Source organism: Streptomyces sp. NPDC102462 (assembly GCF_044765425.1).
GTDB lineage: Bacteria > Actinomycetota > Actinomycetes > Streptomycetales > Streptomycetaceae > Streptomyces.
Genome location: NZ_JBIWKB010000107.1, coordinates 1 through 14,652 on the forward strand (window position 1 = coordinate 1; position 14,652 = coordinate 14,652).

At 70.5% G+C, this 14,652-nt stretch carries 12 protein-coding genes and 2 pseudogenes; 3 read left to right on the forward strand and 11 right to left on the reverse strand.

What is annotated here, in order from left to right; translation table 11 throughout:
* Positions 1-123: 123 nt before the first annotated feature.
* The 5 genes from ACIRFL_RS42345 to ACIRFL_RS42365 form a co-directional block, all read right to left on the reverse strand.
* A complete protein-coding gene (locus ACIRFL_RS42345) occupies positions 124-1,002 on the reverse strand; it encodes a helix-turn-helix transcriptional regulator (RefSeq protein ID WP_404040690.1) in 879 nt (292 codons plus the stop codon).
* A gap of 769 nt (positions 1,003-1,771) precedes the next feature.
* On the reverse strand, positions 1,772-2,101 hold the full coding sequence (locus tag ACIRFL_RS42350) for a hypothetical protein (protein WP_404040693.1): 330 nt from the start codon (positions 2,099-2,101) through the stop codon (positions 1,772-1,774).
* Positions 2,098-2,238: a hypothetical protein gene (locus ACIRFL_RS42355; protein ID WP_404040696.1), complete on the reverse strand. Its 141-nt coding sequence runs from the start codon at positions 2,236-2,238 to the stop codon at positions 2,098-2,100. The genes ACIRFL_RS42350 and ACIRFL_RS42355 overlap by 4 nt, the downstream gene beginning before the upstream one ends.
* Positions 2,239-2,314: 76 nt before the next feature.
* Positions 2,315-3,052, reverse strand: coding sequence for a class I SAM-dependent methyltransferase (locus ACIRFL_RS42360; RefSeq protein ID WP_404040699.1), 738 nt, complete (start codon positions 3,050-3,052; stop codon positions 2,315-2,317).
* A 110-nt stretch (positions 3,053-3,162) separates the two neighbouring features.
* Positions 3,163-3,633 carry a hypothetical protein gene (locus ACIRFL_RS42365; protein WP_404040702.1) on the reverse strand — a complete coding sequence of 157 codons (471 nt, stop codon included), beginning with the start codon at positions 3,631-3,633 and terminating at the stop codon, positions 3,163-3,165.
* 188 nt (positions 3,634-3,821) lie between these two features.
* On the opposite strand from ACIRFL_RS42365, the pseudogene ACIRFL_RS42370 reads away from it, so the two are divergent.
* Positions 3,822-5,113 (forward strand): annotated as a pseudogene (locus ACIRFL_RS42370) (helix-turn-helix domain-containing protein).
* A 692-nt stretch (positions 5,114-5,805) separates the two neighbouring features.
* On the opposite strand, the gene ACIRFL_RS42375 reads toward ACIRFL_RS42370, so the two are convergent.
* Positions 5,806-6,915, reverse strand: a complete 1,110-nt coding sequence (locus ACIRFL_RS42375; RefSeq protein ID WP_404040705.1) for a Gfo/Idh/MocA family protein — start codon at positions 6,913-6,915, stop codon at positions 5,806-5,808.
* Positions 6,916-7,446: 531 nt separating this feature from the next.
* Between ACIRFL_RS42375 and ACIRFL_RS42380 the strand changes: the two genes are divergently transcribed.
* Complete coding sequence (locus ACIRFL_RS42380) at positions 7,447-8,418, forward strand: aldo/keto reductase (RefSeq protein WP_404040707.1); 972 nt, start codon at positions 7,447-7,449, stop codon at positions 8,416-8,418.
* Positions 8,419-9,104: 686 nt separating this feature from the next.
* Here ACIRFL_RS42380 and ACIRFL_RS42385 read toward each other — a convergent pair.
* The 3 genes and pseudogenes from ACIRFL_RS42385 to ACIRFL_RS42395 form a co-directional block, all read right to left on the reverse strand.
* Positions 9,105-9,358, reverse strand: a pseudogene (locus ACIRFL_RS42385) (hypothetical protein).
* Positions 9,359-9,836: 478 nt separating this feature from the next.
* Positions 9,837-10,205, reverse strand: coding sequence for an MmcQ/YjbR family DNA-binding protein (locus ACIRFL_RS42390; RefSeq protein ID WP_404040710.1), 369 nt, complete (start codon positions 10,203-10,205; stop codon positions 9,837-9,839).
* Entirely contained in the window at positions 10,202-10,597 is a 396-nt protein-coding gene (locus ACIRFL_RS42395; RefSeq protein WP_404040713.1) for an MmcQ/YjbR family DNA-binding protein, read from the reverse strand. The genes ACIRFL_RS42390 and ACIRFL_RS42395 overlap by 4 nt, the downstream gene beginning before the upstream one ends.
* A gap of 131 nt (positions 10,598-10,728) precedes the next feature.
* Between ACIRFL_RS42395 and ACIRFL_RS42400 the strand changes: the two genes are divergently transcribed.
* Positions 10,729-11,661, forward strand: coding sequence for a helix-turn-helix domain-containing protein (locus ACIRFL_RS42400; RefSeq protein WP_404040715.1), 933 nt, complete (start codon positions 10,729-10,731; stop codon positions 11,659-11,661).
* Positions 11,662-11,985: 324 nt separating this feature from the next.
* Here ACIRFL_RS42400 and ACIRFL_RS42405 read toward each other — a convergent pair whose 3' ends face one another.
* Both ACIRFL_RS42405 and ACIRFL_RS42410 read right to left on the reverse strand, forming a co-directional pair.
* A complete protein-coding gene (locus ACIRFL_RS42405) occupies positions 11,986-13,008 on the reverse strand; it encodes an alcohol dehydrogenase catalytic domain-containing protein (protein ID WP_404040718.1) in 1,023 nt (340 codons plus the stop codon).
* Positions 13,009-13,117: 109 nt separating this feature from the next.
* On the reverse strand, positions 13,118-14,554 hold the full coding sequence (locus ACIRFL_RS42410; RefSeq protein ID WP_404040720.1) for a carboxylesterase family protein: 1,437 nt from the start codon (positions 14,552-14,554) through the stop codon (positions 13,118-13,120).
* Positions 14,555-14,652 lie beyond the last annotated feature (98 nt).

Sequence of the window (14,652 nt, forward strand, 5' to 3'; positions counted from 1 at the left end):
GCAAAAACGTCCGCTCTAAGATGCACGTCAGAGCAGTCTTGAGATGCATTCATCCCCGGCGTGAACGCCGGGGCTTTCTGCAAGGAACCCGGTAAAGAGGTCCGGAGGAGGGGCCGGCTGGGGTCAGTGCTCGGGGTCGGCCTGCGCGGCGGCCGCATCCTGGTTCTGGCTCGCTGCCCAGCTGGCGAGGAGCGTCAGGGCATCCGCGGCCGGAGTGCCGGGTTCGGCGCTGTAGACGGTGATGGAGAGCCCCTGCTCACCGGGCAGGTCAAGACTTTCGTGGACCAGTTCCATCTCGCCCACCGCCCGGTGGTGGAACCGCTTGGTTCCCTCGGTGAAGACGTGCACGTCGTGCGCGCCCCACATCCTGCGGAAGGCGTCGCTGCGGGTGGACAGCTCACCGATCAGGTTCGACAGCTCACGGTCGTAGGGGTTCTTGGCGACCTCGACCCGCAGCACCCCGACGCCGTCGCGGGCCACGCGTTCCCATTCGGGATACGTCCGGGTGGCGCGGGGGTTGAGGAAGACGAACCGGCAGGTGTTGGCCGGCTCCATCTCGAACACCTCACTGAGCAGAGCGCGGGCGGGCGGGTTGGCGGCCAGGATGTCCATGCGGTTGTTGCGCACGTACGCCGGCTGGTCGTGCAGGCCCTCGATGATGCGTAGCACGCTCGGCCGCACGGTGGCCTTCTTCGGACGGCGCCGGACCCGGGCCGGGGTGGCGCTCGCCGCACGGGCCAGGGCGTACAGGTGGTCGCGTTCGGTGTCGTCCAGGCGCAGGGCCTGGGCGAGGGCGTCCAGGACACTCTCGGAGACCCCGCTGAGATCGCCGCGCTCCAGGCGCGTGTAGTACTCCACGCTCACCCCGGCGAGCATCGCGACCTCGCCCCGGCGCAGCCCGGGCACCCGCCGGTGCCCGTACACCGGCAGACCCGCCTGCTGAGGGGTGATCTTGGCGCGGCGGGACTTGAGGAATGCGCTCACTTCAGCCCGATGGTCCATGCAGTCAGCCTAGGTAGGCGGCGCGGGCTCTGGGGGTCTGTGTCAGTACCCGTCACAGCACGGACTCCCACGGCCGGGTCGCAGGTGATGCGCTCGTCGACTGCCCTGGGCCGGCACACCGACCGCACCAGACCCCGGGCCAATCCCAATCCGGTCTGGTCGACGAGCGTCAGCTCGCCCAGTGCGCGCAGAGCGCCGTATAAGGGGGTAGCACCATGAGCACGAAGTCGCGAGCAGGAGACTCGGTCGCCCGCGGGCCCGAGCGGCAGGGCCGCGCCGTCGTCGTGAGCGCGTCACTCGCTGGCCTGATGACCGGCTTGGCCCCGGCGCGAGCCGGCATCCACGTCACACTGCTGGAACGCGTGGCGGCTTTCCCCCGCATCGGGCCGCCATCGGCGGAGTCAGCGATCGACTTTTGCGGCACATCACGGGCAGTGGACAACCGGCGGGGCACGCCTCCGATCCCGTCAGCTGGGCTTCCCTGCACGAGCGGCTGCGCTCGGCGGTGGATTCGGAGGCGCACATCACCGTCCGCCATGAGACACGGGCACGAAGCGCCGGCCAGGACGACGAGCGCGCCTGGGTCACCACCGACAGCGGCGACACCCATACCGCCGACGTCGTGATGGGGCCGACGGGCACCGCAGCGTTGTGCGCCGCTCCGCGGCGCCCGAGCACCCGGAGGCCACGTTTGGTTTTGTACGCGAGAACTCAGAGACATCGCCCTTCAGCGAAACCGGGCGTTCCCCGCTCTGAGCAACAAGTGATGTCAGCCCCCACGTAGAAAACCACGCTCGGCCTTCTTCAGCCGGGACCCCTCCGCCCGCAGTTCCTCCGGTTCCGGACGGCGGGTCTGCGGCACTTCCAGGATTTCCTTCACCGCCTGTGCCACCGGCGAGCGGTAGTAGGAGACGCGCGAGACTCCGGCCTCGGTGCACAGATTGACGATCGTGATCTTGCCGTCGGTGACCTCGGGCAGCCCGTGCATCAGCCGCTCGAACACCTCCATCAGCGAGCGGGCGATCTCGGTGGGCTCTCGGCCGCCCGCCGAGAGCCGGCCGAACGTGTGCCGGATGCGCAGCCGTGTCTCGTCGTTCACGCCGACTTCGCGCCTTTCTTCGTGTCGTCCGTGGTGATGCTCTGGATGAGTGCGTCGAGTTCGGTGGCGAAGTCGGTCAAGGCGATCATCTGGAGCCAGGGCTGGGCCTCGCGTTGTCTCTTGGGCAGGTCCAGCACCGTCAGGGCCTGATCGCGCCCTGAGCTGCGACAACCGCCTCAGTCCGCTGCTCGAAGCGGTAGCCGTTCTTCTCCTTCAGCTCCAGGTCCCTGGGCGGAGCGGGGCCCTGCTCCAGGACGGGTGGTGCGCGCTCACCAGCAGTGTGTCGGCGGTGCGTGGCCCGCCGGTGGCGGCAGGCAGCACGTCGACTGTGATGTTGGTGAATCCGGCCTCGTCCAGCAGCTTGCCCCACACATGTTCCTGGATGACCCAGCGGCGCATCGTGGTGGCTTCGCCGTCCGGCGTCATTGCCGGGATGTCGGCGGCCACGGCATCGGACTGGGCGGGCGCCCCGTTCAGGTAGTGGGCGAGGGTTGCGAACACCAGGCGCCCGCCCGGCTTGAGCGCGGCGGCAGCAGCGGGCAGCAACTCGCGCGGGTCGGTGAAGTCCAGGGCGCCGAAGACGCTGTACAGCACGTCGTACGTGCCGGGCATCGCCCGCAGGTGGGACACCGCGTCGCACTGCACGATGCGCAGGCGAGAGACGAGGTGGGCGTAGAGGTCGGTTGCCATGGCGTGCTGGGCGGGCGAGGCGTCGATGGCGGTGACCTGGGCGGGCTGGTGATGGACCGCCAGGTGTGCTGCGTGCCGGGCTGCGCCGGCGCCGAGGTCGCCCACCCGGAGGCCGGTCAGGTCGCCGAGGACCTCGGGGCCGGGCCCGGCGTCCTGGCCCCAACTCCAGTAGAAGGTGTCAGGAACGGTGCGGTCACGGGTGGCGCGGGCGCGGCCGTAGTGGTGCCAGAGGTCTGCGGTGCTGGTGGTCACCCGGCCCATCCTGGCGGCCTTGAATGGGCCGCGGGCCGGTTCGCCGAAATATCACCCGGGCCTGCCCTCGGGCCCCAGCTGTGCGGCCGGGGCCCGAGGAACTCGCCGTTGCTGGGCGGTCAGTGTGAGTCGTTGCCGGGGTGGCACGGGCCGCAGTCGGCGGCGTCCGTCCACAGCGGCAGGTCGACTTCCCAGCCGTCGGCGGCGACGATGTGGGCCGTCTTCACAACGGAGCCGTCGTTCTTCATGTCCGCCTTGGGCACGTGGTGCAGGAACTGTCCGTCGTTGAACTGCTCGCACAGCTCGGCGTACGCGACGGTGTCCAGGATGACCGTGTGGACGCCGATGTCGACGAACCTGCTGGGCGCCAGCCCCAGGCCCTCGCCCCGATGGTTCATCGCGGTCAGCAGGTAGGCGTAGCCCTGGCCGAGGACCCGGGCGGCCATGACCGAGTCGTAGGGGTAGTCCCGCATGAGGAGCCCGACCTGCTTGTCCCACAGGTCGGCCGGTACGACGTCGCGTGCGCAGCGGACCGGGCCGGTCGTCGGGTAGGCGGCCGGAGGGGATGCAACAGCGGCGGTGGTTGCCATGGTGTGCCTCCGATGGACGGTGCCCCGCGGCGCGGGGCGGTGGCGCCCAGCACACCGCGCCGAGCGGCCGGGCGGTGATCAACCCTCGCTCTGTGCAAGGCGCTTGCATGTCGTGCAAGCGGCCTCGACGCAGCGGGCCGGCACCCGTAGCGTGGAGGCCCCCTTTCTGTGCGGTGTGGGAGGGACGCGTGCCCGTTGACCCGCTCTGGAACAGCACGACAGCACTGCAGTTGGCCGCGCAGCGGCGCCCCGGCGCGCTCATCCGGATCGGACGCCGGCACCACTCCTGGACGCTGGCCGTGCTCGCGGACCGGATCGGCTGCTCGCCCGCGACCGTCTCCCGTCTGGAGCGCCGCATCCGGATCGCCGACCTGGACCTGGTGCACCGTGCCGCTCGGGAGGTCGGCGTGCCCGGACACGTCCTCATGACATCCCTCGCGCCACCGCCCGCTACGGCAACAGCAGCCACTAGAGTGACGGCCAGTCAGCGTGACGCCGAGGAGGACCCCATGCGCCGCCGTACGCTGCTTGCCGCCACGGCGGCCGCAGGCCCCGCCGCCCTGCTGTCGGGCCTGGACGACGCTCTGGCCGGCACCCCCGTCCCGCCCGGTGCCGGGCCGCTGGACGGTCGTCTGGCGGATGCCCGCGCACTGTTCGACCGGGGCGCGCACGCACGGCTCCTGGCCGCGCTGCCCGACCTCATCGCCGACGCGCATCACGGCGCCGCCTCCCGCCGCAGTCTCGACCAGGCGAGGCTGTCCGCCGTGTACAGCCTCGCCTCCGCCGTGCTCATCAAGCTCGGCTCCTACGACCGCGCCCGGCTCACCGCAGACCGCGCCCGCACCTGGGCCGAGATCTCCGGCTCCCCGCTCGCAGCCGCGGCCGCGACACGGGACTGGCCATCGTGCTGCGCCACCAGGACCAGCACAGCGCCGCTCAGCGCCTCATGTCCTCGGCGACCGACGACCTTGAGGCGAGCGGGCTGCGCACCGACGCCACGTCCGCCGCCTACGCACAGATGCTCTGCACCCTGGCCTACACCGCCGCCCGGGCCGGGCAGCGCACCGAGGCCCTGGCGATGGCCGAGGAGGCCCGCCGCGCCGCCCGCCGCCTGCCCCAGGTCGTTCCACCCGGCAGGCTGTTCGCCATCAGCCCGGCCGCCGTCGACCTGTACGCGGTCGGCGTGCACTGGGCACTCGGCGACGCCGGCGCCGCACTCGACGCAGGAAGGAACCTGCGGCCCGAGCAGTTCCCGACCGCTGAGCGCAAGGCCCGCCTGGGCACCGACATGGCGCGCGCCTGGTGGGCCTGGCAGCGGCCCGAGCAGACCGCCCGCGCACTGCTGGACGCCTACCGGGCCAGCCCCGGCGAGGTCCACGACCGGCCCGCGATCCGCCGGATCGTCACCGAGCTCGCCGAGCGGCACCCGCGCACCAGCGGCGTACGCGAACTGCACGCCGCAGTGACACGGGCCACCTGACACCCGTGCGGCGGCACGGGCGCGCAGCCCCACAGGGTCCGGGGCGCTGCGCTTGAGCGCCCTCTGCCTGCGGCCCGTGCCGCCACCTCCTCGGGGGCGCGGTGTCCCCCGAGCGGCGCGGTGCGGGCAGGTGCGGCCGCGGGGTCACAGCCGACGGGACGGCCCGAGTCACAGCGCGCTCGCCTTGAGGAAGCGAAGCGCGATGGCCGACGTCGGCCCCCGGTGACCGCGGCGGCTGCCCCGCGGTCTCCGGCCGTCGCGGGGCTGGCGTGGGTCGTGGGTGGGCTGCTCGTGCAGGTGAAGGACGTGATCACTGGCCGGTGATCGTCCGTCAGCGGCTGACTTCCGCGTTCGTCAGCACGAGCAGGGCGCGCAGGAGTGTGGTGCGTGGCTGGCCCTCATGCGGGCGTTGGTGAGGACCCGCCAGTTCTTCAGGTCGGCGAAGCCGTGCTCGTTCGCCACGCGTTCGCGGCTGATCAGTCGGTTCTCAGTGGGAACACAACCGCAAACGCCAGTGCTCGCAACGGATTCCGGTCGAGCACACCCATCGTGGAACTGCAATGGTGGCGCGTCCTGCAACGCTTCACCGGCCGCCGCGATCTCCTCCCCGAGACCATCAACGCCAGCGCCGGCCTGGTCTCCGACAAGTCCGCCGGATTCGCCTGGTAGCCCCAGGTCCCACGCACCATCAACTACTGCGCACAGGGAGGGTGGAGGGCTTTTCGTTGGCCTGTGGCGGCGGACCGTACGATCGCGTCAAGGAGCCGGTGGCGCTTGACGGCGTGGGTGAAGTCCGGGGCGACAGACGTTCCGTGGACGAGGTCGTCCCGAATCGCGGCGTAGGCGTGCACCAGCGTGTGGATCACTGTTCCGGCCAGGGCGGGATAGTCGTCGTAGCCGTCGGGCAGCGTGACCTTCGTAGGCCGACCGCCGCCGCGTGTGCCACGCACTGTGACCGGACCGATGTGCGGGAACTCGGCGGCGGTGATCTCGAGTCTCCCCTCTGTGCCGTCGATGATCAGAGAGAACTCTGCATCCGATGCCGCGCCTCCACGGTGGTGGACGGACAGGATCGCCCCGCCCGCCACGGTGCCCGAGATCGCGATCTGGTCCTCGGCGGTCATCGGAACGACCTGCCCGGTGCGCCCGAGGGGAACCTGGCGGCGCCGGGTCGCGGTCGTAGCGACCACTTCCTGAAGCTCGCCGACGACCATCGACACCAGGTCGATCGCGTGTCCGAACGCGATGGTCAGCATCGTGGCCCCGAGCTTGCGGTCGAGCGTGTAGACCATGTTCGGAGACACCGGAGTGCCCCATTCGGTCGAAGACGCCACGACGGTGGCGGAGAGCACTTCCCCCACGAGCCCTTCGGCCACGAGGCCGGCCAGCCAGCGGAAGGCAGGCGAGGAGCGTCCCTGAAGACCGACGAAGGTGCGCGTCGTCCCGGCGGCACACTCCATCTCCTCGGCCTCGCGCAGGTCGACGGCGAGCGGCCACTCGGAGAGCACCGGCACCCCCGCCTTCAGCACGGGCAACACGAGTTCGCGATGCCGAGGCACTTTGACGGCGACAACGACGAGGTCGACGTTCTCGTCGCCGGCGAGCTGCTCGACCGACGTGTACGCGGGTACGCCATACGCCGCTCCCGCGGCCTGGGCCGAGGCTTCGGAGCTCGCCGCCAGCGCGCGAAGCTCGATCCCGTCGACGGCTCTCAGCGCGGGCAGGTGAGCCCCGGCCGCCCAGCCTCCCGTGGCGCTCAGGCCGACGATGCCGACGCCGATCGGCTTACGGAGGTCAGGCACCGAGCTGCCGCCTCAGGGTCTCGGCGTCGTGCAGGGCCGTCATGTGCGAGCTCGGCAGGACCGAGGCCGTTGGCGGCCTGCACCGCGATGCCGAAACTCATCGTCATGATGAACCGGGCAAGACGCCGAGGGCCGGCGTTGCGCGGAAGATCACCCTCGTTGACGGCACGCCGGAAGCGCTTTTCAAGGCGGACCCCCGCGTCGTTGCGCCAGTCGACAAGCAGGTCGTGGACGGCCCGGCTCTCGTGGCTCGACGCCGGCGCACCCTGCACGGTCAGACACCGGAGGGGCCGCCGGGAGGGGTCGTGGTGCAGACCGCTCCGCGGAGGAACGCCAAGGCCACAGCCCGTGCGGTGGGCTCCTCCAGGGCGCGCATGGCATAGGCGGCCGGCCCCGCGCCGTAGCACTGGAGGGCCTTGCGGAACAACTGCTCCAACCCAGGTGGCGAATACAGTTCAGTACCGGTCGGTCTTGATGTGTTAGGGTTCTGCACCGATCGGTACTTAATTGATGGGAAGGGAAGTCCGCGCCATGAAAACCGCTTCGCTCGGCAGCCTCAAGGTCTCGCGCATCGGTCTCGGAGCCATGGGAATGTCGGCGTTCTACACCGGCGCCGGCCAGTTCGACGACGAGTCGATCCGCACGATCCACCGCGCTCTGGACCTCGGGGTCACCCATATCGACACCGCTGAGGGTTACGGCCCCTTCATCAACGAGGAACTGGTCGGCCGGGCCGTGCAGGGGCACCGAGACGAGGTCGTGCTGGCGACCAAGTTCGGACTGATCTCCCACACCGGTGGCTCGGCTCCGGACAGCACCCCGGCCAACATCCGCCTGTCCGTGGAGGGTTCACTGAAGCGCCTGGGTACCGACCACATCGACCTCTACTACCAGCACCGGGTGGACCCCGGCACACCCATCGAAGAGACCGTTGGCGCGCTGGCCGAACTGGTGGCCGAAGGCAAGATCCACCACATCGGCCTGTCGGAGGCCGGCCCCGCCACGATCCGCCGCGCTCACGCCGTGCATCCGGTCACCGCGGTCCAGTCCGAATACTCGCTGTGGACCCGCGACCCGGAGGCCGAGATCTTGCCCGTCCTGCGCGAACTGGGTATCGGCTTCGTGCCGTACTCCCCGCTTGGCCGCGGCTTCCTGACCGGCAACATCCGCTCCCTGAACGATCTTGACGCCGACGACTGGCGCCGCACCAACCAACGCTTCGCCGACGGCAACCTGGAACGCAACCTGCGAATCGTCGACGAGGTCCGGGCCGTAGCCGCCGAGATCGACACCACACCCGCACAGGTCGCCTTGGCCTGGCTGCTCGCCCAGGGTGACGACATCGCGCCCATCCCCGGCACCAAGCGAGTCGCCCGGCTGGAGGAGAACGCCGCCGCCGACCACATCGAGCTCACCGCCGGCCACGTCGCCCGCCTGAACGACCTGCCCCCGGCCTCCGGCGAGCGCTACGACGCGGACAACATGGCCGCCATCGACCGCTGATCGAAGACCTACCAACACGCACGCCGCGAGCCGGCATCCGGGCGAAGAGTGCCGCATTCCCCATCGTGGCACCGAAACTCGCGAGTGGCGGCGGGCCCGACGGGTTATGGCTCAACTTCTGTGGTGCGGTAACAATCAGTCACTGTTCTGCCGCTGACGCGGCCACAGTTGGCCGGGCCCGGCGCCGAGCCTGCGGGGCTCAGGCGCTTCCAACGCGGCCCGAACGAAATCGACTTGGGCGTCGTCCAGCTTGGGCGGCCGACCGCTGGCCGGACGCCGCCGCACTTTCGACGGCCGCCTCTCAGTCGCCCGCCAGTAACCTCAACTATCCAAGTTACGCCGCTCGTTTGACAGTCCCGGCTGTACCGCATCAGCCACGCCGCCCGGACCGCCTGCCGGCAGCGCGGGAGTCGCCGGCAGGCGGCCGGTGTCTCTGGGGCGCAGGCTGATGCTGTGGAGTGGCCCGTAGACGTGGCCCTGGCTCGCCCGGTGACTCAGCTTCCGACGGGACCGAGGGCCTACGAGATGAAGGTACGGACAGGATTTGAAGCTGTCCGCTGTCCATGTCCAACGTACGTTGGCGCGCAACGTGGCGGTGGACCCTGACGCGCGGCCTCAGTTGCTGTTGGCCTCGTCGGCGGTGTCGGGGTCGTACTGGTAGCCCTTGCCGTAGCCGAGGTCCTTCATCAGCCGGTTGGGGCGTTGAGGATGTGGGCGGGCGGCATGAGCGAGCCGGTGCGGCGGGCAGCACGGTGTGCGGCGTTGAAGCCGCGGTAGACGGCGATGGACTTGGGGGCGGTGGCGAGGTGGACGACGGCTGGGCGATCGCCAACTCGCCCTCGGGTGAGCCGAGTCGCTCGTACACGTCCCAGGCGGCGAACGCCTGCTGGATCGCGTGCGGGTCCGCGATGCCGATGTCTTCGTTCGCGAAGCGGACCAGGCATGGACAGCGCGGCTTCGTCGAGGCGTTTGAGGACGAGGACCTGGGTGCGGGAGAGGAGGGCGCCGTTGAGTTCGAAGCTCGGGTTCTCCGTGGTGGCGCCGATCAGGGTGATGGTGCCGTCCTCGACGTAGGGAAGGAAGCTGTCCTGCTGGGCACGGTTGAAGCGGTGGATCTCGTCGACGAACAGCAGGGTGCCCTGGCCGATGCCGCGCCGGCTGCGTGCGGCGGCGATGACCTGCGCTGCTGGGCGACCATGCGGCCCAGGGGGGCGTCCGGGGCCAGGAGGTGGTCCTGTCCGACCACATCTTCCAGCTGTGTGGGGCGCAGGAGCCGACCGAAGCGATGTTGCCACTCTTCGACGAGAGTCGGTTCCATCGGTCTCTCGGGTCGGAGGCGGACGTGTGCGGGCGTGGCGAGCCCTGCACGGGACACCGACGACCGACGGCTCAGCCGCTCGCGGGGAAGCTCGCGGCGCTCATCGAGCACCGGGGTGGTCGCGTCGCGGCAGCCGCTCGGTGACCAGGTCGTAGGAATTCTCGACTGCATCGGTGACCAGTTGCTTGGTGATGCCGGGGCCTGGCCCCAGCGAGATCCAATGCCGTTTGTCGAGATAGCGGCCCGGTGTGATCGAGGCGTAGCCGCGTTCTTGCGCGCGGGCGTGTTCGGGTTCGCACTTGACCGTGATGATCTGCTCGTCCGGGTCGTCGGTGACGATCAGGAACACCTTGCCCGCGACCTTGTACACGTCGAGTGAAGGGGTGAAGGGGCGGCCATGGCTGACGTCGGGGAGGGCCAGGGCCGCCTGGCGGGCGGTGTCCTGGAGCCGGTCGCCGGCCGCGCTCACTGGGCCGCCCGCGTGCCGTTGCCGTAGGCGTGCGGGTCGACGGGCTGCTCAGCCTTGGGCAGGTGAGCGACGACGAGCAGGTAGGAGTCGGTGACGAGTTCCCCGACGAGTTCCTTGCCGACGCCTTCCCCGCCCTCCAGCGTGATCCAGTGCTTCTTGTTCATGTGATAGCCGGGAGTGATGTGGCTGTTGTGTTCCCGCAGGGCGAGGGCCTCGCCGGGGTCCGCCTTGAGGATCACGACAGGTCGGCCGGGGACCTCGGTCATCAGCATGAACACCTTGCCACGTACTTTGAAGACCTCCCAGTCGGGGCCGAAGGGGTGCTCCAGCCGGGCTCCGGGAAGTTCTTCCGCGCAGTCGGCGGCGGTCTTCTGCAGGGTCGGTCCGTCCATGGGCGGTGTGCCTCCTCGGGTGGTATCGGATTGCGGCATCGAAGGACGCGGAGAGCCCGCCGCGCGGTCGCGCGGCGGCACGTCCCATCCTTCCCTCGAAGCCGGCAAAGAGGTGAGTAGGCTGCGGACACGTGATGGTCGACAAGCGACACCCCAGCCCGAGCGGACAGGCCGGATCGGCCGCGGTTCCGCTGTACGGTTTCCAGCCCCCGGTCGGCACTCCGTACGGCCTTGAGGTCAGTACCGTCGAGGGCTTCTTCGCCCAGCACGACGACTGGCCGTGGAACCCGCCCCGCCCTGGTCGCGCCACCTTCCACTACCTGATCCTGGTCACCGAGGGTGAGTTGCGGCACGACGTCGACCACGTCACGCGGACCATCGTCCCCGGCCAGTGGCTGTGGGTGCGTCCCGGACACGCACAGTGCTGGCATCCGCCCGGCTCCGCCCGCGGCCCGTTCATCCTGTTCGAGCCGGGCGTGCTGACCGCCGGCACCGCCCGCCTCCTGGCCCCGCTCACCTCGCACCAGGCTCCTGCCGTGCTGAGTCCGCGCCCCGACGACGCCGTCTGGCTCCGGCAGACGGCACTCCAGCTCCTGGACGAACACCGCGCACTTGGGCGCCGCCCCCTCGAAGTCCATCACGCCCTGCGGCGCAGCCTGCTCGAATCGCTGCTGCTGCGCCTTGCCGATTCCCCCGGCATCGCCCCCGCCGACACGAGGGCCGGCACGGGTCGTGGTGACACGTACGGACGGTTCGTGGACGCCCTGGAGCTGCACTTCCGTGAACTGCACCGGGCCGCGGACTACGCCGAGTTGCTCGGCTGCTCGGTCCGCACCCTCAGCCGCGCCGCCCGGGACGCCACCGGCAAAGGGGTGCGGGAGCTCATCGACGAGCGGCGGCTGCTCGAAGCCCGGCGCCTGCTGGGAGGCGCCCGGTGGGCCGCCCGGGATGTGGCCGCGCACCTCGGCTTCACCGACCCCGCGAACTTCGGCCGCTTCTTCCGCGACCGCACCGGTCTCACTCCGGCCGCGTTCGCGGTCCGCGAGGCCACCACCGCCCCGTGAGCGGAAGGCGGCGACCGCAGGCCCCCGTCCAAGTCCTCTTGCCGGTGGCGGGCTGTCACGATCCGACCGAAGTACGCACACCATGGATGCCGGGTCGCCGGCGCAGCGCGATTGCGGCCCTGAAGGTGTTCGACGCTGTTCATGGCCGCCCGCGCGGCCTGGGCCGGCCGGCGCCGGGTGTAGGTGGGCAGCGTCTCCAGGTGGAGCCTTCGGGGTACAGCGCGTCGAGGGCGGCGAGGACTTGCCCGCGCCGGCAACTCCGGCGCGCGACCAGCTTGCCGCGGCCGACTGGATCTGACCGGCGCGGATCAGGATGTGGATGTCTCAGTCGTCGAGCAGCACGACGTGCTTGCCCGGCATCGTCCCGGACTCGACGTCGGCCTGGGCGTCCCGCACCTGCTCCAGACCTCGGTAGATCTTCGCGACCGGGGCCTTGAGCCGGCCGTCGGCGATGGCCTGGAGCTGCTGCTGGAACACCCGGGCGGGCAGGTCGGTGGCCGCGCCCGCGTAGCTGGTCAGCCGCACCCCGTTGGGGATCACGAACGGGGTGAAGTCGGGGATGGCCCACCCGCCGGCCAGGGCGCCGGTGAAGCAGACGGTGCCGTGTACCCGCACACAACGGAAGGTGTCCGGCAGGACCGTGCAGCCCACCAGCTCCAGCGCGGCGTCCACGCCCTCTGGCACGAGGGCCCGGACCTCCTCGGCGAGGTGCCCGTCGTCCACGACCGGATGGTCGACGCCCATCGCCCGCAGTTCGTCGGCCCGCTCGGCGTGCCGAGTGGTGGAAATGACGGTGGCGCCGATCTCCCTGGCCATCGTCGCCGCACTCAGCCCCACCGTGGAGGTGCCGCCGCGGATCAGCAGCGTCTGCCCGGCCTTCAGGTCCAGACCGCGGGTCAGCGAGCCGTACGCGGTCTGGAACATCTCCGGCAGGGCGCCGACCACGTCCCACGGCAGGCTCGTCTCGAACGGGATGACCTGCCCGGCGGGGACGGTCACGTACTGGGCGTAGGCGCCGTCGTAGGAGCGGCCCATGCCGCCCATCATGGTCGCGACCTGCTGGCCCGGGCGCAGCCCGCTGTCCGCATCGGCCTCATCGACCACACCGACGCCCTCGATCCCAGGGATGCGCGGGTAGGTGACCTCCGCGTCCGACTCGCCCCTGCGGGTGGTGACCTCGGACTCGTTGACGCCGAACGCCCTCACCTTGATGCGCACCCAGCCGGGCTTGCGCAGGGGTACGGGCACATCCTTGATCTCCAGAGCGTCGAGGCCGCCGGGCCGGGTGACGACGATGGCCCGCATCGTCGTCGGTGCGGCGCTTCCGGCTGCTGCGGGGCGGCTCATGTCCAACTCCTTGTCTTCTTTGTCGTGTTCGACCCAAGGGTGACGGTGGAGCCGGGTGGGGCTCCTGGCGGAGGTACCGGCTGATCGCGTCGGTCTCGTCCGGTGACGGTCAGGGGCGGTCGATGTCCTCGAACAGGTCGACGGCCGCCTGGTAGTGGGCGGTGGCCTCGAAGGGCGGGTTGCCGACGCTTCCCGAGGTGGGCCGGTCGGTGACGGCGGGCCACAGCCTGGTCCGCTCGCCTGCGGCGAAGTCGAGCACGATGTCGCGGATACGCGTGTCACGCTCGGCCTGTTCGACGCTGCGGCCCGGCTGCTCCTGACCGACCAGGGCGTACATCTCGGTGCCGTGCACGGCAGGTGCGCCCTCGGCGGGCCCGATCACCAGGAGATGGGCGTTGCCGCCCGCAGCGGCGTGGGCCAGGGCACCGCGGGCCGCGGGCAGAGCGAAGGTGTAGTCCGTCAGGAGCGCGGCACGGACCTCGGCCGGAGTGCGGCCGCCCTGGTCGTAGGCGTCGACGATCCGCTGGGCACGGGAGCGGGGAAAGCGCCACCCCGCGCATTCATCGACGACGCGCGCGACGGTGTGCGGGTCGAACCGGTCGAGATCGTTCGCCACCCACCAGCCCATGTCGTCGCTGGCCACGCTCAGCAGGACGTCGACGTCACGGTGTGTTCCCGAGGCGAGCACGTCCATGGGGTGGGCGTGCAGCACCGCGCCGGGTTGCCCGGTGTCCAGGACCACGCCGAGGCTCTTGCCGTCCCTCCCGCCACGGGCCCCGAGGTCCGTCGGGGTCACCTTGTGCAGGGCGGCCACCAGGGAAGCCGTGTCCAGGCCAAGCAGCTTCTCGGGGTTGTCCGCGACGCCGAGTTCGGTGACGAACCGGTGCGCCAACTCCTCCGCCCACCAGGCTGGCTGGAGGCGGGACGGCCCGGCGGAGAACCCGGCCAGACGCCGGTACAGGCCGTCGGCGGCGGAAGCACCGAGCAGCCCGAAGGCGGAAAAGGCGCCGGCGCTGTGGCCGTAGACGGTGACGTTGTCGGGGTCGCCGCCGAAGTAGGCGATGTTCTGCTTTATCCAGGTCAGCGCGGCGATGACGTCCTGCAGACAGAGGTTGCTGGCCTCGGCGAGAGCGCCGCCGTACTGCGACAGCGAGACCGCGCCCAGGGCGCCGAGCCGGTAGTTGATCGACACGCCCACCACACGCCCTGACGCGGCGAGACCCGAAGTGTTCGAGGTGATCTGCGTGTTCGCGCCGTACTCGAATCCGCCGCCGTGGATGTACACGGCCACCGGCAGTGCCTTGCCGGTCGGCTGCTCGGGGGCCCACACGTTCAGGTTGAGGCAGTCCTCGCCCATCCCGCTGTCCGCTTCCAGCCAGTCACCGCTGTCGGGCTGGACGGAGACGACGCCCTTGCGGTCGTAGGAGCGGTCCGGATCGAAGTCCGCGAGCACGGGCCGCCGGTATCGCTCGGCGGTGGCGTACGGGATTCCCCACCAGGACCGCACCCCTGGTGCGGTCGGGGCCTTGGGTGCGGTGGCGGTCATGGACTGTCCTATCTATTGATGTGGGTCTGAACTGGTCATTCGTAAGATCGGTGAGGCCCAGGGGCCCGGGGTATGGCTGTCATGGGTGAGCCGCTGGA

What these genes read in the sequence shown, in the direction of transcription:
- ACIRFL_RS42410 (WP_404040720.1), bottom strand. Translation starts at nt 14,554, where the DNA reads ATGACCGCCACCGCACCCAAGGCCCCGACCGCACCAGGGGTGCGGTCC.
- ACIRFL_RS42365 (WP_404040702.1), bottom strand. Translation starts at nt 3,633, where the DNA reads ATGGCAACCACCGCCGCTGTTGCATCCCCTCCGGCCGCCTACCCGACG.
- ACIRFL_RS42380 (WP_404040707.1), top strand. Translation starts at nt 7,447, where the DNA reads ATGAAAACCGCTTCGCTCGGCAGCCTCAAGGTCTCGCGCATCGGTCTC.
- ACIRFL_RS42395 (WP_404040713.1), bottom strand. Translation starts at nt 10,597, where the DNA reads ATGGACGGACCGACCCTGCAGAAGACCGCCGCCGACTGCGCGGAAGAA.
- ACIRFL_RS42345 (WP_404040690.1), bottom strand. Translation starts at nt 1,002, where the DNA reads ATGGACCATCGGGCTGAAGTGAGCGCATTCCTCAAGTCCCGCCGCGCC.
- ACIRFL_RS42405 (WP_404040718.1), bottom strand. Translation starts at nt 13,008, where the DNA reads ATGAGCCGCCCCGCAGCAGCCGGAAGCGCCGCACCGACGACGATGCGG.
- ACIRFL_RS42360 (WP_404040699.1), bottom strand. Translation starts at nt 3,052, where the DNA reads ATGGGCCGGGTGACCACCAGCACCGCAGACCTCTGGCACCACTACGGC.